This is a genomic window from Cyanobium sp. Copco_Reservoir_LC18, assembly GCF_009834675.1.
Lineage (GTDB): Bacteria > Cyanobacteriota > Cyanobacteriia > PCC-6307 > Cyanobiaceae > Cyanobium > Cyanobium minutissimum.
Genome location: NZ_ASAC01000012.1, coordinates 222,678 through 244,836, shown reverse-complemented (window position 1 = coordinate 244,836; position 22,159 = coordinate 222,678). Strand labels below are relative to the sequence as shown.

23 protein-coding genes are annotated in these 22,159 nt (G+C 71.3%); 14 read left to right on the top strand and 9 right to left on the bottom strand.

Annotated elements, in window-relative coordinates; genetic code table 11:
- Positions 1-46 precede the first annotated feature (46 nt).
- The 11 genes from trpD (at position 47) to L107_RS06495 (ending at position 11,856) form a co-directional block, all read left to right on the top strand.
- The gene (trpD, locus tag L107_RS06545) at positions 47-1,087 is read left to right on the top strand and encodes an anthranilate phosphoribosyltransferase (RefSeq protein ID WP_201295821.1); all 1,041 of its coding nucleotides are present in this window, start codon (positions 47-49) and stop codon (positions 1,085-1,087) included.
- Positions 1,084-2,280: a glutamine-hydrolyzing carbamoyl-phosphate synthase small subunit gene (carA, locus tag L107_RS06540; RefSeq protein ID WP_236550538.1), complete on the top strand. Its 1,197-nt coding sequence runs from the start codon at positions 1,084-1,086 to the stop codon at positions 2,278-2,280. The genes trpD and carA overlap by 4 nt, the downstream gene beginning before the upstream one ends.
- A gap of 68 nt (positions 2,281-2,348) precedes the next feature.
- On the top strand, positions 2,349-2,732 hold the full coding sequence (locus tag L107_RS06535) for an STAS domain-containing protein (RefSeq protein WP_159817196.1): 384 nt from the start codon (positions 2,349-2,351) through the stop codon (positions 2,730-2,732).
- A 16-nt stretch (positions 2,733-2,748) separates the two neighbouring features.
- Positions 2,749-3,156: a Mini-ribonuclease 3 gene (locus tag L107_RS06530; protein ID WP_159817472.1), complete on the top strand. Its 408-nt coding sequence runs from the start codon at positions 2,749-2,751 to the stop codon at positions 3,154-3,156.
- Complete coding sequence (gene rlmB / locus L107_RS06525; RefSeq protein WP_159817194.1) at positions 3,153-4,841, top strand: 23S rRNA (guanosine(2251)-2'-O)-methyltransferase RlmB; 1,689 nt, start codon at positions 3,153-3,155, stop codon at positions 4,839-4,841. The genes L107_RS06530 and rlmB overlap by 4 nt, the downstream gene beginning before the upstream one ends.
- Before the next feature lie 63 nt (positions 4,842-4,904).
- Positions 4,905-5,156 (top strand): DUF1816 domain-containing protein, encoded by a 252-nt coding sequence (locus tag L107_RS06520; RefSeq protein WP_106219896.1) that lies wholly within the window; start codon positions 4,905-4,907, stop codon positions 5,154-5,156.
- A gap of 44 nt (positions 5,157-5,200) precedes the next feature.
- Positions 5,201-6,724, top strand: a complete 1,524-nt coding sequence (gene gatA, locus L107_RS06515) for an Asp-tRNA(Asn)/Glu-tRNA(Gln) amidotransferase subunit GatA (RefSeq protein ID WP_159817192.1) — start codon at positions 5,201-5,203, stop codon at positions 6,722-6,724.
- Positions 6,725-6,754: 30 nt separating this feature from the next.
- The gene (locus L107_RS06510) at positions 6,755-7,153 is read left to right on the top strand and encodes a nuclear transport factor 2 family protein (RefSeq protein ID WP_159817190.1); all 399 of its coding nucleotides are present in this window, start codon (positions 6,755-6,757) and stop codon (positions 7,151-7,153) included.
- A gap of 18 nt (positions 7,154-7,171) precedes the next feature.
- The gene (locus tag L107_RS06505) at positions 7,172-7,612 is read left to right on the top strand and encodes a hypothetical protein (RefSeq protein ID WP_159817188.1); all 441 of its coding nucleotides are present in this window, start codon (positions 7,172-7,174) and stop codon (positions 7,610-7,612) included.
- A gap of 95 nt (positions 7,613-7,707) precedes the next feature.
- Entirely contained in the window at positions 7,708-8,199 is a 492-nt protein-coding gene (locus tag L107_RS06500; RefSeq protein WP_159817186.1) for a hypothetical protein, read from the top strand.
- A 129-nt stretch (positions 8,200-8,328) separates the two neighbouring features.
- Positions 8,329-11,856, top strand: a complete 3,528-nt coding sequence (locus L107_RS06495) for a DNA polymerase III subunit alpha (protein WP_159817470.1) — start codon at positions 8,329-8,331, stop codon at positions 11,854-11,856.
- Here the strand turns inward: L107_RS06495 and L107_RS06490 are convergent.
- The 3 genes from L107_RS06490 to ruvA form a co-directional block, all read right to left on the bottom strand.
- Positions 11,836-12,252, bottom strand: a complete 417-nt coding sequence (locus tag L107_RS06490; protein WP_159817184.1) for a PAM68 family protein — start codon at positions 12,250-12,252, stop codon at positions 11,836-11,838. The genes L107_RS06495 and L107_RS06490 overlap by 21 nt on opposite strands.
- Before the next feature lie 10 nt (positions 12,253-12,262).
- Positions 12,263-12,532, bottom strand: coding sequence for a 30S ribosomal protein S15 (rpsO, locus tag L107_RS06485; protein ID WP_015108092.1), 270 nt, complete (start codon positions 12,530-12,532; stop codon positions 12,263-12,265).
- Positions 12,533-12,609: 77 nt separating this feature from the next.
- Positions 12,610-13,260: a Holliday junction branch migration protein RuvA gene (ruvA, locus tag L107_RS06480; RefSeq protein WP_159817468.1), complete on the bottom strand. Its 651-nt coding sequence runs from the start codon at positions 13,258-13,260 to the stop codon at positions 12,610-12,612.
- A 22-nt stretch (positions 13,261-13,282) separates the two neighbouring features.
- On the opposite strand from ruvA, the gene L107_RS06475 reads away from it, so the two are divergent.
- On the top strand, positions 13,283-13,774 hold the full coding sequence (locus L107_RS06475) for a hypothetical protein (protein ID WP_159817182.1): 492 nt from the start codon (positions 13,283-13,285) through the stop codon (positions 13,772-13,774).
- Here L107_RS06475 and L107_RS06470 read toward each other — a convergent pair.
- Together L107_RS06470 and L107_RS06465 are read right to left on the bottom strand one after the other, a co-directional pair.
- Positions 13,763-15,178, bottom strand: coding sequence for a cation:proton antiporter (locus L107_RS06470; protein WP_159817180.1), 1,416 nt, complete (start codon positions 15,176-15,178; stop codon positions 13,763-13,765). The genes L107_RS06475 and L107_RS06470 overlap by 12 nt on opposite strands.
- On the bottom strand, positions 15,175-16,080 hold the full coding sequence (locus L107_RS06465) for a DMT family transporter (protein WP_370515408.1): 906 nt from the start codon (positions 16,078-16,080) through the stop codon (positions 15,175-15,177). Before L107_RS06465 ends, L107_RS06470 begins: the two co-directional genes overlap by 4 nt.
- A 161-nt stretch (positions 16,081-16,241) precedes the next feature.
- Between L107_RS06465 and dnaG the strand changes: the two genes are divergently transcribed.
- Both dnaG and L107_RS06455 read left to right on the top strand, forming a co-directional pair.
- Positions 16,242-18,344 (top strand): DNA primase, encoded by a 2,103-nt coding sequence (gene dnaG / locus L107_RS06460; RefSeq protein WP_159817178.1) that lies wholly within the window; start codon positions 16,242-16,244, stop codon positions 18,342-18,344.
- 59 nt (positions 18,345-18,403) lie between these two features.
- The gene (locus L107_RS06455) at positions 18,404-19,402 is read left to right on the top strand and encodes a sensor domain-containing diguanylate cyclase (RefSeq protein ID WP_159817176.1); all 999 of its coding nucleotides are present in this window, start codon (positions 18,404-18,406) and stop codon (positions 19,400-19,402) included.
- Positions 19,403-19,407: 5 nt separating this feature from the next.
- On the opposite strand, the gene L107_RS06450 is transcribed toward L107_RS06455, so the two are convergent.
- The 4 genes from L107_RS06450 to L107_RS06435 are packed head-to-tail and all read right to left on the bottom strand — an operon-like array spanning position 19,408 to position 22,092.
- Positions 19,408-20,688: a Y-family DNA polymerase gene (locus L107_RS06450; RefSeq protein ID WP_159817174.1), complete on the bottom strand. Its 1,281-nt coding sequence runs from the start codon at positions 20,686-20,688 to the stop codon at positions 19,408-19,410.
- A complete protein-coding gene (locus tag L107_RS06445; protein ID WP_236550537.1) occupies positions 20,667-21,059 on the bottom strand; it encodes a LexA family transcriptional regulator in 393 nt (130 codons plus the stop codon). Before L107_RS06445 ends, L107_RS06450 begins: the two co-directional genes overlap by 22 nt.
- A 42-nt stretch (positions 21,060-21,101) precedes the next feature.
- Entirely contained in the window at positions 21,102-21,566 is a 465-nt protein-coding gene (locus L107_RS06440) for a hypothetical protein (protein ID WP_159817172.1), read from the bottom strand.
- A gap of 10 nt (positions 21,567-21,576) precedes the next feature.
- The gene (locus tag L107_RS06435) at positions 21,577-22,092 is read right to left on the bottom strand and encodes a pentapeptide repeat-containing protein (protein ID WP_159817170.1); all 516 of its coding nucleotides are present in this window, start codon (positions 22,090-22,092) and stop codon (positions 21,577-21,579) included.
- Positions 22,093-22,159: the final 67 nt, after the last annotated feature.

Genomic DNA, 22,159 nt, shown 5'->3' with positions numbered 1-22,159 from the left:
TCGGCCGGACTCCCGTAAGTTGCCGCTGATGCTTCAGCGTTCGGTGATGTCCGCCTCCCCCACCTGGCCCAGGCTGCTGGAACAGCTCCTGGATGGCCGGGATCTCCAGGCCGACCAGGCCGAGGCCCTGATGCGGGGCTGGCTGGAGGGCAGCATCGACCCGGTGCTCACCGGCGGCCTGCTGGCCGCCCTGCGGGCCAAGGGCACCAGTGGCGAGGAGCTGGCGGCGATGGCCGCCGTGCTGCGCCAGGCCTGCCCCCTGCCGGGTGAGCGGCCGCCGCTGGAGCTGATCGACACCTGCGGCACCGGCGGCGCCGGCGCCGACAGCTTCAACATCTCCACCGCTGTTGCCTTTACGGCCGCCGCCTGCGGCGCCCATGTGGCCAAGCACGGCAACCGCAGCGCCAGCGGCCGGGTCGGATCGGCCGACGTGCTCGAGGCCCTCGGCCTGGATCTGGGGGCGCCCCTGGCCACGGTGGTGGAGGCCCTGCCGCGCACCGGCGTCACCTTCCTGTTCGCCCCGGGCTGGCATCCGGCCCTGGTGGGCATGGCCCCCCTGCGCCGCACCCTCGGGGTGCGGACCGTCTTCAACCTGCTGGGACCCCTGGTCAATCCCCTGACGCCGGAGGCCCAGGTGCTGGGTGTGGCCCGGCCCGACCTGCTCGATCCCATGGCCGACGCCCTGCGTCGCCTCGGCCAGCGACGGGCCGTCGTCGTCCACGGCCACGGCGGGCTCGATGAGGCCACCCTCTCCGGCCCCAGCGAACTGCGCCTGCTGGAGGACGGCGTGGTGCGTCGCGACTGGCTCGACCCGGCGGCGCTGGGGCTGGCCCCGGCGGATCTGGAGGCCCTCCGGGGCGGCGATGTGGCGGCCAACCGCGCCATCCTGGAGGCCGTGCTGCAGGGCGGCGGCACCCGGGCCCAGGCCGATGTGGTGGCCCTGAACGCCGCCCTGGTGCTGTGGGCCGCGGGGCTGGCGCCGTCCATCGCGGCGGGTCTGGAGCGGGCCCGCCAGGCCCTGGGCGACGGCAGCGCCTGGGCCAGGCTGGAGGCCCTGCGCGACGCCCTGGCGGGGTCTGAAGGATGATCGGAATTCCTGCCGACCCCCCCCTGGACACCCCACAGGCGGCCCCCGAGGTCTCCAGTCCCGACGACGCCACGCCGGCCGTTCTCGTCCTGGCCGACGGCACCGTGCTGCGGGGGCTGGCCTGCGGCGCCCGCGGCCAGGTCTGCGGCGAGGTGGTCTTCAACACCGGCATGACCGGCTATCAGGAGGTGCTCACCGACCCCAGCTACGCCGGCCAGCTGGTCACCTTCACCTATCCCGAACTGGGCAACACCGGCGTCAACGGCGAGGACCTCGAAGCCGACCACGCCCACGCCCGCGGCTGCATCCTGCGCCAGCTCGCCCCCAGGCCCAGCAGCTGGCGCTGCGAGGAGACACTCGACCACTGGCTGGTGCGCCAGGGGGTGGTGGGCATCCGGGGGGTCGACACCCGGGCCCTGGTGCGCCACCTGCGCGAGGGTGGCGCCCTGAATGGCGCCATCGCCAGCGACGGCACCGACCCCGCCACGTTGCTGGCCCAGGTGCGGGCCGCCCCGTCCATGGACGGCCTCAACCTGGCGGCCCAGGTGAGCACGCGGGAGCCCTACAGCTGGAGCCGGAGCTGTGCGGCCGCCTTCGACACCCGGCTCCAGCCCCGTCCCGACCGTCCCTACCGGGTGGTGGCGATCGACTTCGGCATCAAGCGCGCCATCCTTGAGCGCCTGGTGGCCCATGGCTGTGCCGTCACCGTCCTGCCGGCGGACGCCACCCTCCAGCAGGTGCTGGCCCTGGAGCCGGAAGGGGTGTTCCTCTCCAACGGCCCCGGTGATCCGGCCGCCGTGGCCGAGGGGATCGCCCTGGCCGGGGATCTGCTGCAGCAGCCGCAGCTGCCGCTCTTCGGCATCTGCCTGGGCCACCAGATCCTCGGCCTGGCCCTGGGGGGCCGCAGCTTCAAGCTCGGCTACGGCCACCGCGGCCTCAACCACCCCTGCGGTTCCCCCGGGTCGGTGGAGATCACCAGCCAGAACCACGGCTTCGCCCTTGATGCGGCCTCCCTGCCCGCCGAGCGGGTGGCGATCACCCACCTGAACCTCAACGACCGCACCGTGGCCGCCCTGGCCCTGCGTCACCAGCCCGTCTTCGGCATCCAGTACCACCCGGAAGCCAGCCCCGGTCCCCACGATGCCGACCACCACTTCGCCCGGTTCGTGGCGCTGATGGCGGAACGGCGCTGAATCGGCACGTTTCGTTGCGGTTCCCTGAATCGGGATGGGGGTCTCTACAGTTCCTCGCGTTCCACACCTTGAGGACTGGGGCCATCACCGACCTGCAGCGACTGACCGTCTCCCTGAGAGGGGGCAGCGAACGGCGGGATGCGTGCCTGCTGTTCAGCTTCACGGGGCAGCTGGACGCCTATTCCGACAAGCAGTTCACCGAATTCATCACCGATCGGCACAAGGGGGAGACCCTGCCGGTGGTCATCGACCTCAGCCGGATCGATTTCATCGATTCCTCCGGACTCGGTGCCCTGGTGCAACTGGCCAAGCTGTTCAACGACAGCGCCCGCCAGTTCCTCGTGGTCGGCAACGCCAGGGTCGTCCAGACGGTCAAGCTGGTGCGCCTGGAGGCCTTCCTGCACCTGCAACCCGACCTGGAGTCCGCCCTTGGCAGCCTCGCCCCCGCCTGAGGGGTCCGGCCACTGGGTGGCCTCCGTGCCCCCCCAGCCAGTAGCCACTGCCCTGGCCACGGCCCAGCTGGCCTGGCTGGGGGATGCGGTGTGGGAACTGCACCAGCGCCTGCGCCACTGCCGCCAGCCGGCCAGGGCCGCCGACCTGCACCGGGCCGTGGTGGGGGAGGTGCAGGCGGAGGCCCAGGCGGAGGCCCTGCGGCGACTGGATCCCCTGCTCAGTGAGGCGGAACGCCGCCTGGTTCTGCGGGGACGCAACCAGGCCGGGCGGGGTCCCCGTCGCGGTGCACCCCAGGCCTATGGGCAGGCCACGGGATTTGAGACGATGCTGGGATGGCTTTTTCTGCAGGACCCCAGACGGCTGGCTGAGCTGCTGGACCATCTCGAGAAGACCGAACCCCGTTCCCCATCCGCCAGCCCATGAGTCCCTCCCCTGACCGCCGCGGCGACCGTCGCCCCGACCGTCGTCCTGACCGCCGCTCCGACCCCGGCGCCGACCGGACCCCCCGGCGTCTCGGCTCCGGCGCCGGCGGGCGCCCCGTCAGCCGCGGCGCCGCCTCATCCCGCCCCCGCCGTCCCGGCGATTCCTTCGGCCGCGCCAGGCCGTCCTTCGACCGGGACCGTGGTCTTGAGCGGGGTGGCGAGCGCGGCAGCGAGCGCGGTGGCGATCGGGCGGGTGCCCCCGATCGCGGCCCCGGCAGCCCCTACGGTCGCCGCCCCTTCGACGGCCGTCCCGGCGCTGATGGCCCCGGCGAGTTCCGCGGCGGCAGCGGCCGCCCGACCCGGGAGCGCCGTCCGGGCGATCGCTTCAGCCCCGCCCGCCCCTCCTTCGGCCGCCCCGTCCCCGGCCGGGGCGGGGCCGGACGACCCAGCCCGGGCCGTCCCAGCCCGACCCGCTCGGCACCGGCCCGCCGGGGCCCGGCCCTGTTCCGGGACGCCGACCGCGCCCCGCGCCCCTTCCAGGGCCGCACCCCGGAACGGGCGGAGTCCGACGGTTCTGACGTCGATTTCCGCGGTGCCGCCGATGCCTTCGCCGCCGCCGCCCCCAGCGACCTGATCTGGGGCCGCCATTCCACCCAGGCCACGCTGGAGAGCGGTCGGCCGATCCACCGGGTGTGGTGTACCCCGGAGATGCGCTTCAGCCCCCGCTTCCTGCAGCTGCTGCGGGAGGCCAAGGCCTCCGGCGTGCTCGTGGAGGAGGTGACCTGGGCGCGCCTGGGCCAGCTCACCGGAGGGGCCGTCCACCAGGGGATCGTGCTGCAGCCCGCCGCCGCCGAGACCCTCGACCTCACCAGCCTGATCGAGGGCTGCCGCAGCATCGGCGAGGCTCCCCTGCTGATCGCGGTGGACGGCCTCACCGATCCCCAGAACCTCGGCGCCATCGTCCGCAGCGCCGAGGCCCTGGGGGCCCATGGCATGGTCCTGCCACAGCGCCGCAACGCCGGCCTGACCGGTTCGGTGGCGAAGGTGGCGGCCGGCGCCCTCGAGCACCTGCCCGTGGCCCGGGTGGTCAATCTCAATCGCTCCCTCGACGCCCTCAAGCAGGAGGGCTACCGGGTGGTGGGTCTGGCGGAGGAGGGCACCGTCAGCCTGGAGGAGGTGGACCTGGAGGGGCCCCTGGTGGTAGTCACCGGTTCGGAGGGGGACGGCCTGTCCCTGCTCACCCGCCGCTCCTGCGACCAGCTGGTGCGCATCCCCCTGCGCGGTGCCACGCCGAGCCTGAACGCCTCGGTGGCCACGGCGCTGCTGCTTTACGAAGTCGCCCGCCGCGGCTGGATGCGGGGCCTGCGCGGCGCCGCCCCCGCCCCCAGGATCGTGCGGCCCTCGATGCCGGCACCCCCCGATCCCGAGCCGGAGACCCTGCCGGACGCGGAGGTCGGGGCGGACGCGGAATCGCACGGGGACACCGGGCCAGAGGAGAGCCTGGCGGCGGAGGCGGCTGACACGCCCCTCGCCGCACTGGACGAACCTCTTGAACCTGCCGAACCGGTCGAAGCTGCCCTCGAACCGGTGGACCCCGCGGCCGCCGAGCCCACGGCCAACCCCCTGGAGCCCCTGCCCTACCTGCCTTCGCCGCAGCCGGGCTTCGACGGTGACATCCGCCTCTGATGCCACTGGCGGGGGTGGCCCAGCCGCCCCCCAGAATGGCCACCTCGCCTCCTCCTCCCCTCCATGAACCCACTGCTCTGGCCCATGCGCGGCATCGCCAATGGGCTGGGCCTGGCCTGGTGGGCGCGGGTGGAAACCCGCTCCCCTGACGCGGTGTACTGGTTCGGGCCCTTCGTGCGTCGGCGGACGCTGGAGCAGGCCCTGCCCGCCTTCCTGGACGACCTGCGGGCGGAGTCACCGGCGTCCCTGGAGCACCAGTGCCTGCGCACCGGCCGCCGGGAGCCGTTCACCGAATCCCCGGATCTGGCCGCGTGATTCTGGTCGACTGATAGCGTCCACCGCAGCAGGTCAGCGGTTGGATGGGCATCGCCGAATGGCGGGAGCAGCTTCGGCGGGGCGAGGTGTCGGCCCGGGAGCTCACGGATCGCCACCTGGCGCGCATCGCGGCGGTGGATCCCACCGTGCATGCCTTTCTGGAGGTCACCACCGAGCGGGCACGGGCCGATGCCGATCGCATCGACTCGGCCCGGGCGGCCGGTGAGACCCTGCCTCCCCTGGCCGGCATTCCCCTGGCCATCAAGGACAACCTCTGCACCCGGGGCATCCGCACCACCTGCTCCAGCCGCATGCTGGAGACCTTCGTGCCTCCCTACGAATCCACGGTGACCGAGCGGCTCTGGCGGGCCGGCGCCGTGCTGCTGGGCAAGACCAACCTCGACGAGTTCGCCATGGGCAGCTCCACCGAGACCTCGGCCTTCGGCGCCAGCCGCAACCCCTGGAATCCGGATCGGGTGCCCGGCGGCAGTTCCGGCGGCAGTGCGGCCGCCGTGGCCGCCGGGGAATGCATCGGTTCGCTGGGCTCGGACACCGGCGGCTCGATCCGCCAGCCCGCCAGCTTCTGCGGGGTGGTGGGCCTCAAGCCCACCTACGGCCGGGTGAGCCGCTGGGGCCTGGTGGCCTTCGCCAGTTCACTGGACCAGGTGGGCCCGTTCAGCAGCAGTGTGGCCGATGCCGCCGAGCTCCTGCAGGTGATCGCCGGGGAGGACCCCCGCGATGCCACCTGTCTGCGGGCGCCGGTGCCCGATTACTCCGCCGACCTGGAGAAACCCGTCAAGGGTCTGCGGGTGGGCCTGATCCGCGAGTGCTTCGACCAGGAGGGTCTGGACCCTGCGGTGAAGGCCTCGGTGCAGGCGGCCGCCGCCCAGCTGGAGGCCCTGGGCTGCGAGCTGGTGGAGGTGAGCTGCCCCCGCTTCAACGACGGCATCGCCACCTACTACGTGATCGCCCCTTCGGAGGCGTCCGCCAACCTGGCCCGCTACGACGGCGTCAAATACGGCTTCCGGGCCGCCCCCGGCGAGCCCGGCAGTGACGGCCTGGCGGCGATGACCGCCCGCAGCCGGGCCGAGGGCTTCGGCGAGGAGGTGCAGCGGCGCATCCTGATCGGCACCTATGCCCTCTCGGCCGGCTACGTGGATGCCTATTACCGCAAGGCCCAGCAGGTGCGCACCCTCATCCGCCGCGATTTCGACCGCGCCTTCGAGACCGTCGACGTGCTGCTGACCCCCACCTCGCCCACCACCGCCTTTCCCAGCGGCGCCCACGCCGGCGATCCCCTGGCCATGTACCTGGCCGACCTGCTGACCATCCCCGCCAACCTGGCCGGACTGCCGGCCATCAGCGTCCCCTGCGGCTTCGACGCCCAGGGTCTGCCCATCGGCCTGCAGCTGATCACCGGCGTGCTGGAGGAGCCCAAGCTGCTGCGGGTGGCCCATCAGTACGAGCAGGCGGCCCGGGTGATGGAGCCCGGCCCGCGGCGGCGCTGGTGGCCTGAGCCGGAGGGACCCGTCCCCCCCCCGGAGGGGCCACCGCGGCCACGCCCTTAGGGTGGAGGTCTCGATCGGGTGTCGCCGGCGATGAACCCGGACGAAGCGGCGATCCGGCAGGTGCTGGAGCGGTGGGCCGAGGCCACCCGCGACGGTCGGCAGGACGAGGTTCTCGCCCATCATCAGGACGATCTGGTGATCTTCGATGTGCTGTCGCCACTGCGGTCCACCTCAGCGGCCCGCTACCGGGACAGCTGGGGGTCCTGGCAGCCGGACCCCCGGGGCGCTGTGGTGTTCGACCTGCAGGACCTCACTGTCGAGGCGGGAGCGGATCTGGGGTATGCCTTTGGCCTGCTCGAGTGCGGCGGGACACTCCCGGACGGAGCGACCTTCAGCGATACCGTGCGCATCACGTTCTGCCTGCGCAAGGGTGAGGGGCAGTGGAAGGTCGCCCACCAGCACGTCTCCAAACCGATCGAAAGAGGCTGATTGATCGTGCGAGCCGCCATGGAGACCCAGAGGAAGCGCTGCCTGGTCCTCCTGCTGTTCCTGATCGCCGCGGCCCCTCCCGTCCGTGCTGATCCGGACAATGTGCGCTGCCTGAGATCCATCGGTGTTGAGCCTCTTCAGAGACTTCAGTTCGGCCTTCGCTCCAGCAGTGATTCCATCGCCTACGTTCTCTACCAGGGTCGTGGCGCTCCGATCCCCTTGAAACTCCTGAAGGTGACCGAGATCAGGCGGGTGGAAGGGGGCGGCCCCTCGGAGTTCGAAACCCAGTGGATCGAAGCGATCGCCCCTGAATTGGCAGGCCGCTACGTCTACACCAACGTCGGAGAGCTGATTGATGATTTCCAGTCGATCCGCAGGGACGGAACAATCGTCCGGTTCGTGGATGATGCCGATGTGCTGGATGCAGGCGCAGGCACGTGCCTCTGGCCACCTCCCTAGGCAGCCCAGGCCAGGGATGCTGTCCTTCGGCCCCGGATCCGCCGCACGCCGCATCGATCGGCCAACGCTGCCTCGTCGCCTGATTAGGGACAGGCATGGACAACCTCTCCCATCGGCAGAACAGGACCTGGCTGGCCGTGCTGTCGGCCGTGGTGCTGGTGCTGGCCGGTGTCGCCATCCTCGACAACCAGCACCGGCAGCGGCTTGAGGCCGAGGCCCGGGTCCAGGCCGCCCAGGATCAGGCCAAGCGGCAGTCCAGGCAGCGGATGGAAGGCGAGCTGGCCCTCAGGAACGAAGTGGAGTCCGCCTCCCGGCGGGAGGCCGCCCTGCAACGGCAGCTCAGGGAGATGGACGCCGGGGCGAGCCGTCTCCAGGCCGCCGATGGCCAGCAGCAGGCCCGGCGCCAGATGGCCGAAGGGGAGCTTCAGGAGCTCCGGACCCAGCGCGCCAAACTCGAAAGGCAGGTCGACTGCGAGCGGATTCAGCTGACGCTGAACCAGCTCGCCGCCAAGGGCAACATGGATCAGGCCCTGAAACTGCAGACCCTCTGGGCCATGCCCTGCCCCAGTCTCCAGGCGGCGGGATAGTCGCCCTCCGGCTCTCTCCTGCAGGCCCGGACGGGCCCACAGCGGCCTCACGGCGATGGCCTGAACCACCAGATCTGGTGGTGCCCGGTAGGCTGGCCCCATCCTGTGGTGGCCATCCCCACCGACGCCGTGGCCTTCGTTCCGCTCCACAACCACAGCGACTACAGCCTGCTGGACGGGGCCTCCCAGCTGCCGGCGATGGTGCAGCGGGCCGTGGAGCTGGGCATGCCGGCCCTGGCCCTCACCGACCACGGGGTGATGTACGGCGCCATCGAGCTGCTCAAGCTCTGCACCAAGGCGGGAATTAAGCCGATCATCGGCAACGAGATGTACGTCATCAACGGCTCGATCGACGATCCCCAGCCGAAGAAGGAGCGCCGCTACCACCTGGTGGTGCTGGCCCGTAACGCCGTCGGCTACCGCAACCTGGTCAAGCTCACCAGCATCAGCCACCTGCGGGGCATGCGCGGCCGGGGCATCTTCGCCCGGGCCTGCATCGACAAATCCCTGCTGCGCCAGTACAGCGAGGGGCTGATGGTGGCCACCGCCTGCCTGGGCGGCGAGATCCCCCAGGCGATCCTGCGGGGGCGCCCCGATGTCGCCCGTGAGGTGGCCGCCTGGTACCGGGAGGTGTTCGCCGACGACTTCTACCTGGAGATCCAGGACCACGGCGGCCTCGAGGACCGCATCGTCAACGTCGAGATGGCCCGGATCGGCGCCGAGCTGGGCATCCCCCTGATCGCCACCAACGACGCCCATTACCTCACCAGCCACGACGTCGAGGCCCACGACGCCCTGCTGTGCGTGCTCACCGGCAAGCTGATCAGCGATGAAAAGCGGCTGCGCTACACGGGCACCGAATACATCAAGAGCGAGGCCGAGATGGCCCGGCTCTTCGCCGACCATCTCGAACCCGAAGTGATCGCCGAAGCCATCGCCACCACCGCCAAGGTGGCCGAGAAGGTGGAGGACTACGACATCCTCGGGCGCTACCAGATGCCCCGTTTCCCGATCCCCGAGGGCCACACGCCGGTGAGCTACCTCAGCGAGGTGAGCCACCAGGGTCTGCGTCGCCGGCTGTCGTTGGCCGAGGAGGCCCCGATCGATCCCGGCTACGGGGAGCGGCTGGCCTTCGAGCTCCAGGTGATGGAGCAGATGGGCTTCCCCACCTACTTCCTGGTGGTGTGGGACTACATCCGTTTCGCCCGGGAGCAGGGCATCCCGGTGGGGCCGGGCCGGGGGTCGGCGGCCGGTTCGCTGGTGGCCTATGCCCTCGGCATCACCAACATCGATCCGGTGGAGCACGGCCTGCTGTTCGAGCGCTTCCTCAACCCGGAACGCAAGTCGATGCCGGACATCGACACCGATTTCTGCATCGAGCGCCGCGGCGAGGTGATCGATTACGTCACCCGCCGCTACGGCGAGGACAAGGTCGCCCAGATCATCACCTTCAACCGCATGACCTCCAAGGCGGTGCTCAAGGACGTGGCCCGGGTGCTCGACATCCCCTACGGCGAGGCCGACCGGCTGGCCAAGCTGATTCCCGTGGCCCGGGGCAAGCCCGCCAAGCTCGCCGAGATGATCGGCCCCGAATCGCCGGTGCCGGAATTCCGTGAGAAGTACGAGAACGACCCGAAGGTGCGCCACTGGGTCGACCTGGCCCGCCGCATCGAGGGCACCAACAAGACCTTCGGGGTCCATGCCGCCGGGGTGGTGATCGCCGCCGAACCCCTCGACGAACTGGTGCCCCTGCAGCGCAACAACGACGGCCAGGTGATCACCCAGTACTTCATGGAGGACGTCGAGGCGATGGGCCTGCTGAAGATGGACTTCCTGGGCCTCAAGAACCTCACCATGATCGAGAAGACGATCGAGCTGGTGGCCCAGGCCGAGGGGGAACGGCTTGACCCCGATGCCCTGCCGGCCAACGATCCGGGCACCTACGCCCTGCTGGCCCGGGGGGATCTGGAGGGCATCTTCCAGCTCGAATCCAGCGGCATGCGCCAGATCGTCCGCGATCTCAAGCCTTCCTCCCTAGAGGACATCTCCTCGATCCTGGCCCTCTACCGGCCGGGTCCCCTGGATGCGGGCCTGATCCCCAAGTTCATCAACCGCAAGCATGGCCGCGAGGCCATCGATGTGGCCCACGCCAAGCTGGAGCCGATCCTCAAGGAGACCTACGGGATCATGGTCTACCAGGAGCAGATCATGCGGATCGCCCAGGATCTGGCGGGCTATTCCCTCGGTGAGGCCGACCTGCTGCGGCGGGCGATGGGCAAGAAGAAGGTGTCGGAGATGCAGAAGCACCGCCACCAGTTCGTCACCGGCGCCAGCGAGCGGGGCGTGGACGCCGCCATCGCCGAGGCGCTGTTCGACCAGATGGTGCTGTTCGCCGAGTACTGCTTCAACAAGAGCCATTCCACCGCCTACGGCGCCGTCACCTACCAGACCGCCTACCTCAAGGCCCACCATCCGGTGGCCTACATGGCGGCCCTGCTCACGGTGAACGCCGGCACCACCGACAAGGTGCAGCGCTACATCGCCAACTGCCAGGCCATGGGCATCGAGGTGATGCCGCCGGACGTCAATGCCTCGGGCATCGACTTCACGCCCGTGGGCAAGAAGATCCTCTTCGGCCTCTCCGCCATCCGCAACCTGGGCGATGGCTCCATCCGCCAGCTGATCGAGGCCCGCTCCAGCGGCGGCCCCTTCCTCCACCTCGCCGATCTCTGCGACCGGATCCCGGGCCAGCAGCTCAACCGCCGGGCGATCGAATCCCTGATCCACTGCGGTGCCCTCGATGGCCTCGAACCGAAGGCCAACCGGGCCCAGCTGATGGCCGACCTCGATCTGGTGCTCGACTGGGCCAGCTCCCGCGCCCGCGACCGGGCCAGCGGCCAGGGCAACCTGTTCGACCTCTTCGGCGGGGACTCGGGGGCTGCCGAGGGCGCCGCCGCCGTGGAGGCCCCCGCCCCGCCGAAGGCCGCCCCGGTGCCCGACTACCCCCCCACCGAGAAGCTGAAGCTGGAGAAGGAGCTGCTGGGCTTCTACATCTCGGACCACCCCCTGCGCCAGCTGGCCTCCCAGGTGCGGCTGCTGACGCCGATCGGCCTGGCCAACCTCGAGGAGATGGCCGACAAGGCCAAGGTGAGCGTGGTGGTGATGGTGAGCGAGATCCGCCAGGTGACCACCCGCAAGGGCGACCGCATGGCCGTGCTGCAGCTGGAGGACCTCACCGGCTCCTGCGAGGCGGTGGTGTTCCCCAAGAGCTATGCCCGCCTGGCCGACCACCTGATGGTGGATGCCCGCCTGCTGCTCTGGGCCGGCGTCGACCGCCGCGACGACCGGGTGCAGCTGCTCGTGGACGACTGCCGCAGCATCGAGGATCTGCAGCTGGTGATGGTGGAGCTGGCCCCCGAGCAGGCCGGTGACATCGCCGTCCAGCATCGCCTGCGGGAATGCCTCACCCGCCATCGCCCCGGGCAGGAGGAGGCGGGGGTGCGGGTGCCGGTGGTGGCGCTGGTGAAGCACCAGGACGAAACCCGCTTCGTGCGCCTGGGGGGCCAGTTCTGCGTCGCCGATGCGTCGGCGGCCGTGCAGACCCTGGCCTCGGCCGACTTCAGGGCCTGGCTGCGCTCACCCCTGGGAGCTGCCTGAGCCCGAGGCTCCCTGGCGCATGGCCCGCACCGAGGCCCGCACCCGGCCGATGTTCACCCCGATCTGCTCGAAGCCCAGCAGGCTGCCCGGGCCGTCCTCCCAGCTGGCGGAGAGCACCCCGTAGCTGAGGCCCAGCAGGCCGAGCAGGAAGAAGGCCCCGGAGCCCACCAGGGTGAGGCCGGGGGGAATGTCGAGCACGCCGCGGCTCACCAGCAGATAGCTGGCGACGAACACCCCCATGCCCAGCAGCGTGGGGGTGCCGGTGGCGATGGCGATGCGCCGCACCATGCGGTTGGCCACCGCCTCGGGGATCACCTGCTGGCGGGGCGCCCTGGCCGGGGTCGTCGGTACGGGACGATCAGCCCCGAAGGATTTCGGCTTCGGCCGACGGGCCATGGAACCGTCCTCAGCCGCGGATGCCGAGCTTCTTGATCAGTTCGGCGTAGCGGGTCTCGCTCTGGGCGCGGAGGTAGCCGAGCAGGCGCTTGCGGCGGCCGATCATCTTGAGCAGCCCCTGGCGGGAGGAGAAGTCGTGGATGTTCTTCTGCAGGTGGCCACTGAGTTGCTGGATCCGCTCGCTCAACATCGCGACCTGCACTTCCACCGAGCCGGTGTCGGTGCCGTGGGCCTGATGGGAATTGATCAGTTCCTGTTTCTGGGTGGTGGTGAGCGGCATGGGCGGATCTGAGCCCGAACGGTGCAAACCAACACCTTAACGTGCGGCCCGTTGGCACTCCCCCGGAGCCGCCCGATTCAGGCCACGGCGCGGGACAGCCAGCGCAGACTTTCCCGGATCCAGTCGTCGGCGCCGGCGGAGGCGTCGAGCCCCGCGGCGACGGCCCGCAGGGCCCGGTGGATTTCCAGGGGCTCGTAGCCGAGGGCCACCAGGGTGATCTGCACCTCCTCACGGCAGGGGGCCGAAGGGGCGCCATCGGCGGTCTCACCGGGGCCCCCGTCGTCCTCGAGGGGATCGACCAGGCCGGCGAAGCGCTCCTGCAGGCGCGCCCGCAGCTCCACCGACAGCCGTTCGGCCGTGCGCTTGCCCACCCCGGGGGCCAGGCAGAGGCTGCGCAGGTCGGCGTGGACGATGGCGCGCACCAGATCGGGCACCTCCAGGGCCCCGAGCAGGCCCAGGGCCATCTGGGGGCCCACGCCGCTGACGGCCACCAGTTCGCGGAAGAGGTCCCGCTCACGGCGATCGGGGAAGCCGTAGAGGGTCCAGCCGTCGTCACGGATGCTGTGGTGAATGTGCAGGCACAGTTCACGGCCCTCCTCCGGCAGGCGGCGCCACTGGCGCAGGGTGAGCTGCACCTCGTAACCCACCCCCTGGCAGATCAGCAGCGCCCCGCAACGGTGAGCCTGCTGCCATGGTTCGGCCAGTCGCCCCTGCAGCCAGCCGATCATGGTGAGACGTGCGTCAGCCCCCATGCTGCCCCTCCTGCCAAGCCCCCCGGCTCGCCTGCCGTCGCTGCCGGCCCCGGTGCCGGCCCGTGGGCCGGGGGTGCTGCTGGCGGGACTCCTGGCCGTGCTGCTGCTGCTGGGGGGCTGCAGCCGGGTGGGCCAGCCCCCCAGGAGTGTGCTGCTCGAGGCCCTTTCCCTGCAGATCCAGCTCACCCAGGGGGCCATCGCCCGGGCCCTCGATCTCCAGGCGGACGGCCTGCCCGAGGTGAGCCGGGTGCGGGTCGATGGGCAGGAGCCGGTGACCATCGGGGCGGACCGCGGCCTGCATCTCACGGGCCGGTTCGACTGGCGGTTGCCGGGGGATGTCATCCGCGTCGACAGTCCCTTCGAGCTCTACCTGCAGCCTGGCCCCAGGGGGGAGAGCTGGCGGCTGGCCCGCCCAAGCGGCAGCAGCGACGGCAGCCGCCAGGACTGGATCACCGATCCCCTGCCCCTGCCCCGCCGCTCACGGGGCTGAGGGAGCCGCCTCGCCGAGCCCCAGCCAGCGGATCACCCGCGGCAGGGTCAGCCCCTGCACCAGCAGGTTGATCACCACGACGCAGAAGACGATGCCGCCGGCGTTCCTCACCAGGCTGGGCACGCTGGCCGGGTCGAGGCCCCGCACCCGGGGGATGGCCTCCACCATCACGAAACTGAGGGCGAGGGGAACGGCCCCGCGCAGACCGCACCAGGAGACCAGCAGGGACTCGCGCAGGCTGAAGGGGGAGAACCGCTGCAGCACCAGAACGCTCACCGGTCGGGCCACCAGCATCATGGCGATGGCGACGATGATCCCCTCCGGCACCGAGGGGAGCAGCGCCCGGGGGTGGACGCTGAGGCCGAAGATCAGGAACACGGTGATCTCGGTCATGGTGTTGAACGGCAGCAGGGTCCGCTGCAGGGCCTGCGGCGTGATCCGTTCGTTCCTGTAGGGAAGGTTGCTGAGCACCAGGCCGGCCACATAGGCGCTGATGAAGCCGGACCCCCCCAGCAGCTCCGCCAGGCCATAGGAGATCAGTCCGATGGAGATGCCGAGAATCAGCAGCTGGCTCGGATCCCGCACCAGCCGGTTGAGGCTGAAGCGGCCGATGTAGCTCACGCACACCCCGATGAGCAGGCCCGAGCCGATCTTCTGCAGGAAGGTCTGCAGCTGCTCCAGCACCACGGCGTGGCCACTGCTGCCGCCATCGACGCTCGTCAGGCCGATCACCAGGCCGAGGAAAAGAATGCCGGTGGGATCATTCACCGCCGATTCGAACTGCACCAGGGCCGCCAGCTTCGGCGGGATCGCCTTCTGCAGCGACTGCAGCACATTCATCGTGGCTCCCGCATCGGTGGAACCCAGACAGGCGGCGATCAGCATGGCCACCGCCAGCGGCATCTGCTGGAAGCCCAGTTCGATGCCGCCGGCATCGGGGGAGGCCACGGCCCAGATGATCACCCCCAGCAGCAGGCTGGAGAGGATCACCCCGCCCACCGCCAGGATGATGCCGTACTCGAGGAAGCCGCGGATCGAGCGGATGTCGGTCTCTAGGCCGGCGTTGAACAGCAGAATCGACAGACTCAGGGCCTGCAGCCGCAGGATCGTGTCCTGGCTGAACAGGGTCACCGAGGGGTTGATCAGCAGCCCGAACAGCAGCACCCCGAGGATGGCCGGGACGCCGATCTTCAGGGAGAAGCGGCTGATGGCCAGGGTGCCGAGAAAGATGCCCCCGACGGTCACCATCATCAGCGGCAACGGCACCACGCTGGGAGCGATCGCCGGCCGCAGCAGGCCCATCCCGGTGTCAGGGCCCAGGCCGGCCTCCGCCGTGGCCAGCCAGCCATGGAGCCCGATGGGGAGTGGCGGGTACAGCGGAGGAACCCAATCCGGCGGCGTCATCGTACGGGTGGCTCGCGCGCCGGTTCCATCGCGGCGGCCACCCCGGGGGGCTTCCGCAGAGCGATCAGGGTGGCGACCAGGATCAGGCCCGCCCCGCCGGCCGTCGGCAGATCGATGGGTTCCCCGAAGATCCACCAGCCCCAGAGGGCGGCGAATCCCACCTGCACATAGCTGATCGCCGTGGCCCGGGCCGCCGGCAGCTGGGTGAGCGCCCGGGTGAGCCCCACCTGACCCAGCTGGGTGAACACCCCCACTGCCACCAGCCAGAGCAGCTCGGGCGGCGTGGGCAGCACCGGATGCAGCAGCACCGCCGGCAGGCTGAGGGGAACGGCCACGAGCGGGAAGTAGAGGATGATCACGGCCGGATGCTCGCTCTCCGCCAGGCGCCGCACACTCACGTAGGCCACGGCGGTCAGCAGGGCGCCGGCCACCGCCACCAGCACCCAGGTCGCAGGCAGGGGGGCGCTGGCCGTGGGCCGGGCCACCAGCAGCACCCCCAGCCAGCCCAGCCCCATGGCGGCCAGCACCCGCCGCCCCAGCCGTTCGCCCAGCAGCAGCCAGGCCAGCAGGGCCGTGAAGGTGGGGTAGAGGTACTGCAGCACCGTGGCGGCGGCCAGGGGCAGGTGCACCACGGCGGCGTAGACGCAGAACAGGGCGGCACTGCCCACCAGCCCCCGCACCACCAGCAGCCCCCGGCGCTGCCCCCAGGGATCCACGCCGATCCGGCGCACCATGGCGTAGCTCAGGGCCAGGCTCACCAGGGCCCGGGCCAGCACCACCTCGGCCAGCGGGAGACGGTCGCCCACCTGCTTGACCCCCACCACCATCAGGCTGAAGGCGAGGGCACTGAGCACCATCCAGGCCCCGGCCGGGAGGGCGCCGCCGCCGTCGGCAGAACTCATTCGGTTCACCCGGCGATCTCCAGCGGTGGTGGCAGGCCCCAGAATGGCGCCAGCCCGACCACCACCGCTGGGGGGTGCCGGCAGCCGTTCCTCCTCCCTTCCCCCTCCCTCCTTTCTCCTTCACCCCTGCTCCCAGAGCCTTCCCCCTTGCGCCTGCACCCTTGAACCTCCCCCGTCTCCACCCCCGCACGATCGAGGCCGTCAAGGAGCGGGCCGACATCGTCGACGTGGTGGGGGAGCACGTGGTGCTCAAGAAGAAGGGCCGTGAATTCGTCGGGATCTGCCCCTTCCACGACGACAAATCGCCGTCGATGACGGTGTCGCCCGCCAAGCAGTTCTATTACTGCTTCTCCTGCGGGGCCGGCGGCAACGCCATCAAGTTCCTGATGGAGCTGCAGCGCACCAGCTTCAGCGAGGTGGTGCTGGATCTGGCCCGCAAGTACCAGCTGCCGGTCGAGACCCTCGACGGTCCCCAGCAGGAGCGCCTGCGCCAGCAGCTCTCCCGCCGCGACCGGCTGCACCGGGTGCTGGCCCTGGCGGCGGGCTGGTTCCAGGGCCAGCTGCGCGCCCCGGAGGGGGCGGCGGCCCTCACCTACCTGCGCCAGAGCCGCGGCCTCAGCGAGACCACCCTCGAGGCGTTCCAGCTGGGCTATGCCCCGGCCGGCTGGGACGGCCTGCTGCAGCACCTGCAGCAGGTGGAGGGCCTCGGCCCCGACCTTCTGGAGGCGGCCGGCCTGGTGGTGGCCCGCAAGGGGGGCGGCGGCTTCTACGACCGCTTCCGCGATCGGGTGATGGTGCCGATCCGCGACCGCCAGGGCCGGGTGATCGGCTTCGGTGGCCGCGGGCTGGACGGCGCCGAGCCGAAATACCTCAACTCCCCGGAAACGGAGGTGTTCGAGAAGGGCAAGCACCTGTTCGGGCTGGATCGGGCCGCCGACGCCATCCGCCGCGACGACCGGGCCGTGGTGGTGGAGGGCTACTTCGACGTGATCGCCCTGCACGCCGCCGGCATCACCAATGCGGTGGCCGCCCTCGGCACGGCCCTCAGCTCCAGCCAGATCACCCAGCTGTGCCGCTGCTGTGACAGCCGGCGCCTGATCCTCAACTTCGACAGCGACGGGGCGGGCATCCGGGCCGCCCAGCGGGCCATCGGCGAGGTGGAGCAACTGGCGCTGCAGGGCCAGCTGGAACTGCGGGTGCTGCACCTTCCCGCCGGCAAGGACCCCGACGAGTTCCTCCAGCAGCACGGCCCGGGGGAGTACCGCTCCCTGCTGGACCAGGCCCCCCTCTGGCTCGACTGGCAGATCGAGCAGGTGCTCGAAGGCAAGGATCTGGCCCGCGCCGACCAGTTCCAGCAGGCCGTCTCCGGACTGGTGCAGCTGCTGGGCAAGCTGCCCCAGTCGGCCGTGCGCAGCCACTACCTGCAGCAGGTGGCGGAGCGGCTCTCCGGCGGCCAGGCCCGGCTGGCCATCCAGCTGGAGGAGGACCTGCGCCAGCAGGTCAAGGGCCAGCGCTGGCATGGCCGCTCGGCGAAATGGGAGCAGCCCGGGGAGGTGGGCCACCGGGAGCGGGCCGAGGCGGAGATCCTGCGCCTCTACCTGCACTGCCCTTCCTGGCGCGGCGTCATCCGCGCCGAGCTGCGGCGCCGGGAGCTCGACGATTTCGCCCTCCAGCACCACCGCCAGCTCTGGGCCGCCATCGGCGAGCTGGAGGAGGACAACCTGGGGGCCGGCCGGCTCGAGGCCATCAACCGGGGCACCGCCCCCGGCCTGGACCTGGCCGACCTCGACCTGCCCCGCCTGCTCGGCGACCGGCTGCTGGTGGAGCAGAGCGCCCTGCTGGGCCGCCTCACCCCCCTGCTGGAGCCCAGTGAGGTGCAGCGGCTGGCCCTGGCCCACCCACCGCTGCAGCTGCGGGGGGCCACGGCGTCCCTGGAGCGCCAGCGGGTGCTGCGTCGCTGCCGTCACCTGCTCGATGCCTGGTCGAGCCAGCGCCTCCAGACCCTCGAGCAGTGCATCGCCCGGCTGCTGGAGGAGGAGCGCGACGCCCCCCCGGCCACGGCTGCCCCCTCGGCCCCCGCCGCCCCCCCGGCCCCCGGCGCCGGCCTTGACATGGAGACCCGCATCCACGATCTCTTCGACGCGCTCAACGGCGACGCCCTGCGCTTCCAGGAGGCCTACTACGCCGAACGCCGCTACCTGAATCAACTGGACGACGGCCGCCGCGCCGGCTACGAGGAGACCCTCTCAGTCCCGGCCTCCTGAGGCCGGAGTCCGCTCGCCGCCAGCCGATCTGCCTACAGTTTTGGTGGAGGTAAGGTCCCATGGCGTCATATCCGGCCTTTCCCGTCCCCCCCGATGAGGACCAGCGGCTCCGCGATCTGGAGCGCTACGGCCTCCTCGCGGCCGACAGCGACGAGCACTTCGAGCGGATCCTGGACCTGACCGCCGCCCTCTTCCGGACCCCGATCGTGGCCCTGTCCCTGGTGGAGGCCGACCGGCAGTGGTTCCTGGCCAGCCGGGGGCTTGATGTGCGCGAAACCCCCCGTGAGATGGCCTTCTGCGCCCACGCCATCGTCCATGACGAGGTGATGGTGGTGCCCGATGCCCGCGCCGACGAGCGCTTCCGCAGCAATCCTCTGGTCTTCGCCGATCCCCACATCCGCTTCTATGCCGGCGCGCCGCTGCAGACGCCGGAGGGCCACAACCTCGGCACCCTCTGCATCATCGACCGGGAGCCCCGGGACATCAGCCCGGAGCAGCGCGAGCTGCTGCACCGTCTGGCCCAGCTGGCCATGCGGGAGCTGGAGCTGCGGCGCCTCGCCCACCTTTGCCCGGTTACCGGCCTGCCCACCCGCCACACCTTCCTGACCATCGGCGAGCGGGAGTTCGCCCGTGCCCGCCGCGACCACCAACCCCTGTCGCTGCTGCTCTTCGATGTCGACAATCTGCGGCTGATCAACAACCGCTGGGGCCATGCCGCCGGCGACCGGGTGCTGGCCGATCTGGTCCAGCTGGCCCGCACCTTCCTGCAGGAGCAGGACTTCGCCGCCCGCGTCGGCGATGGTGCCTTCGCCCTGCTGCTGGTGGGCGTCGCCGCCGACCAGGCGATGGCCCTGGCGGAGGCCCTCCGCACCGCCGTCACCCACATGCCCGGCGTGCACACCCATTCCGACTTCCGCCTGCACATCAGTGGCGGCCTCACCGGCCTGGCCCCCCAGGATCACGGCTTCCCCGAGCTGATCCTGCGGGCCGAGCGGGCCCTCGCGCTGGCCAAGGGCAACGGCCGTGACCAGGTCGCCAGCCTCTTCGACGGCCCCTGAGGGCCTCAGGCCCGCACCACCGGCACATCGCTCAGGCGGGTGGTGGCCGCCCTCGACAGGCGCGAGCGGCGCATCGTCCAGCGGGGCCGCAGGCCGCAGGCGGCCCACTGCACCGTGCCGCTGCCGTAACGGCGGTTGAGGCCGTCGACGGCGGCCATCAGGGCCTCGCGCCGCCGCTGCTGCTCGGGGGGCAGCGGCACCAGCAGATGGTGCTGCAGCAATTCCACCGGCTGCAGATCCTGCAGCAGCACCCCCGCCTTCTGCAGTGGCTTGTGGGGCCGGAACAGCCGCTCGGCCAGGGGCAGGGCGGCGGCGAGCAGCACGGCGGTGTCGTTGCTGGGCAGCGGCAGGCGGGCGGTGGCGGCGTTGGCGTAGAAGCGGGTGCCGTTGAAGGGGCTGCTGCGCACGAACACGGTGACGCTGCCCGCCCGCTGCCCCTGGCGGCGCAGCTTCTCACAGGCCCGGCTGAGGTAGGTGGCGATCGCCTGCCGCAGGCCCTCAAGGCTGGTGACCGGTTCGCTGAAGCTGCGGCTGACGCAGGTTTCCTGCTTCGCCGGCGGCACCGCCACCAGGGGCAGGCAGCTGTGGCCGCGCAGCTCCTGCTGCAGACGCACCCCCACCACGCCGCAGCGATGCCGCAGTTCGCCGCTCGGCCTGTCGCGCAGGGCCCGGGCGTTGGCGATGCCCCGCAGCCGGCACCAGCGGGACAGCTGGCGGCCGATGCCCCAGACGTCCTCGATGGCGATGGTCTCGAGCCAGGGGTCCGGATCCCCCGCCTGGCCCAGATCGAACACACCGCCATGGGAGGGGTCGCGCTTGGCGATGCGGTTGGCGATCTTGGCCAGCACCTTGGTGGGGGCGATGCCCACCGCCACCGGCAGACCCAGCTGGCGGCGCACCTGGCGGCGCAGGTCCCGCCCCCAGGCGGTGAGGTCGCCGTCGCCGGGGGGGCGGTGCAGGCGGCCGAAGGCCTCGTCGATGGAATAGACCTCCAGCTCCTCCACCCAGGCCTCAAGGCTGGCCATCAGCCGCTGGCTCATGTCGGCGTAGAGGCCGTAGTTGGAACTGCGCACCACCACGCCGCGGCGTTCCAGGTCGTGGCGCACCTGGAACCAGGGGGTGCCCATGGGAATGCCCATGGCGCGGGCCTCGGCGCTGCGGGAGACGATGCAGCCGTCGTTGTTGGAGAGCACCACCAGGGGCTTGCCGATCACGGCGGGATCGAGGGCCGCCTCGCAGGAGGCGTAGAAGTTGTTGCCGTCGATCAGGACTGTGGCCTGGGCCATCGGCCTCCTGGCAGCGAACGGATCACGTGCAGGGCCACGCCCCAGAGGCGGTCGTCGTCGCTGCCGCCGAGGGCCAGGGGCGGGTAGGCGGGGTTGGCCGCCTCCAGCCACCAGCGCGGCCCCCGGCGGACCAGGCGCTTGAGGGTGAACCCCCCCTCCAGCAGGGCCACCACGATGCGGCCGGAGCGGGGAGCGACCCCCCGATCCACGACCAGCAGATCACCGTGGCGGATGCCGGCCCCGACCATCGAGTCGCCGCAGACGCGCAGCAGCAGGCTGCGGTCGGGGTGGAGGTTCAGCTGGGTGTTGAGGTCGACCCCGGGGCCGGGAGGAATGGCGGGGTGGTGGGGATCGGGGTGGTGATCGGGCACGGGCCCCGGGCGGCAGGCCTCACTCTAGTACGGATGTACTGGTCAGTCCCCGTCCTCGAGCAGCAGCTGCTGGAAGGCGGTGTAGAGCTCCCGCTCGGTGTCGTCGGCCGGGAGCCGACGCTTCGCCCCGGTCCGGGGGGTCGGGGCGGGACGCCGGGGGGCGCCCCCGGGGGAGGCTGCAGCGCCGCTCGGGTTGCCGATGGCGTTGCCAAGCCGCTCGCCGGCCGGGCCCGGGCGGGGGCTGCCGGCGGCGGGAGGCGTCTCCAGCTGCCGCAGGCGCTCCAGCAGATGGGGGGGCACGCTGCCGTCGGCGCTGACGTTCATCAGGGCGCGGAACAGCTTCTGGGGGTCCTGCTCGGTCTCCACCGGATGGCGACGCTCGAGCGCCGAGGACCCGGGGGCCGGGGCGCCGGCGGCCGGTGTGGGGGGCGCCGGGGCGGGCAGCGGTCGGGGGAGCTGGCGGCCGAGGGCCTCCAGCCGCTCGCGGCTGCGGGCATCGAAGCTCATCGGGGCGGTCTCAGCTGCAGTTCAGTGTGTCGCGGGTGAGCCGGCCACTGACGGGATTGGTGCCGCTGGCGGCGGCACAGAGGCTGGTGAGGGCATCACCGCGCAGGGGGACGTTGGTGAAGTCGGCGCCGTCGATGAGCACCCCGCGGAACTTGGTGTTGAAGGCGAAGGCGTCGTCAAGACGGGCGTTGCGCAGGTCGGTGCCCTCGAACACGGCCGAATCCAGGGTGGCGTCCCGCAGGTCGCTGCCGCTCAGGTCGGCGTCCTGGAGCTTGGCGCCGAACAGGCTGGCGCCGCGCAGGTCGGCCCCGGAGAGGTCGGCGTCCCGCAGGTTGGTCAGGTTGAAGGTGACGCCGCGCAGGTCGGCGCCATGGAAATCGGCACCGATCAGCACCTGCTTGGCGTAGTCCATCGCCGCCGCCACCGGCACGGGACGGGCCAGCAGCAGCAGTCCATCCAGCAGCAGGGCCAGCAGCAGGGCCAGCAGCAGGCCCGGGAACCGGGACGGGGGGAGGGGGCGCGTCATCGGCGATGAAGCGGAGAAGTCCAGCCTAGGCAAGGGCTCCACGCCGCTCCGGGGCCCGGGGAGGGAT

Excerpts from the sequence above, each read along its gene's own strand:
- trpD (WP_201295821.1), top strand. The coding sequence starts at position 47 with ATGTCCGCCTCCCCCACCTGGCCCAGGCTGCTGGAACAGCTCCTGGAT.
- carA (WP_236550538.1), top strand. The coding sequence starts at position 1,084 with ATGATCGGAATTCCTGCCGACCCCCCCCTGGACACCCCACAGGCGGCC.
- rlmB (WP_159817194.1), top strand. The coding sequence starts at position 3,153 with ATGAGTCCCTCCCCTGACCGCCGCGGCGACCGTCGCCCCGACCGTCGT.
- L107_RS06520 (WP_106219896.1), top strand. The coding sequence starts at position 4,905 with ATGAACCCACTGCTCTGGCCCATGCGCGGCATCGCCAATGGGCTGGGC.
- gatA (WP_159817192.1), top strand. The coding sequence starts at position 5,201 with ATGGGCATCGCCGAATGGCGGGAGCAGCTTCGGCGGGGCGAGGTGTCG.
- L107_RS06510 (WP_159817190.1), top strand. The coding sequence starts at position 6,755 with ATGAACCCGGACGAAGCGGCGATCCGGCAGGTGCTGGAGCGGTGGGCC.
- L107_RS06505 (WP_159817188.1), top strand. The coding sequence starts at position 7,172 with ATGGAGACCCAGAGGAAGCGCTGCCTGGTCCTCCTGCTGTTCCTGATC.
- L107_RS06500 (WP_159817186.1), top strand. The coding sequence starts at position 7,708 with ATGGACAACCTCTCCCATCGGCAGAACAGGACCTGGCTGGCCGTGCTG.
- L107_RS06490 (WP_159817184.1), bottom strand. The coding sequence starts at position 12,252 with ATGGCCCGTCGGCCGAAGCCGAAATCCTTCGGGGCTGATCGTCCCGTA.
- rpsO (WP_015108092.1), bottom strand. The coding sequence starts at position 12,532 with ATGCCGCTCACCACCACCCAGAAACAGGAACTGATCAATTCCCATCAG.
- ruvA (WP_159817468.1), bottom strand. The coding sequence starts at position 13,260 with ATGATCGGCTGGCTGCAGGGGCGACTGGCCGAACCATGGCAGCAGGCT.
- L107_RS06475 (WP_159817182.1), top strand. The coding sequence starts at position 13,283 with ATGCTGCCCCTCCTGCCAAGCCCCCCGGCTCGCCTGCCGTCGCTGCCG.
- L107_RS06470 (WP_159817180.1), bottom strand. The coding sequence starts at position 15,178 with ATGACGCCGCCGGATTGGGTTCCTCCGCTGTACCCGCCACTCCCCATC.
- L107_RS06465 (WP_370515408.1), bottom strand. The coding sequence starts at position 16,080 with ATGAGTTCTGCCGACGGCGGCGGCGCCCTCCCGGCCGGGGCCTGGATG.
- L107_RS06455 (WP_159817176.1), top strand. The coding sequence starts at position 18,404 with ATGGCGTCATATCCGGCCTTTCCCGTCCCCCCCGATGAGGACCAGCGG.
- L107_RS06450 (WP_159817174.1), bottom strand. The coding sequence starts at position 20,688 with ATGGCCCAGGCCACAGTCCTGATCGACGGCAACAACTTCTACGCCTCC.
- L107_RS06440 (WP_159817172.1), bottom strand. The coding sequence starts at position 21,566 with ATGAGCTTCGATGCCCGCAGCCGCGAGCGGCTGGAGGCCCTCGGCCGC.
- L107_RS06435 (WP_159817170.1), bottom strand. The coding sequence starts at position 22,092 with ATGACGCGCCCCCTCCCCCCGTCCCGGTTCCCGGGCCTGCTGCTGGCC.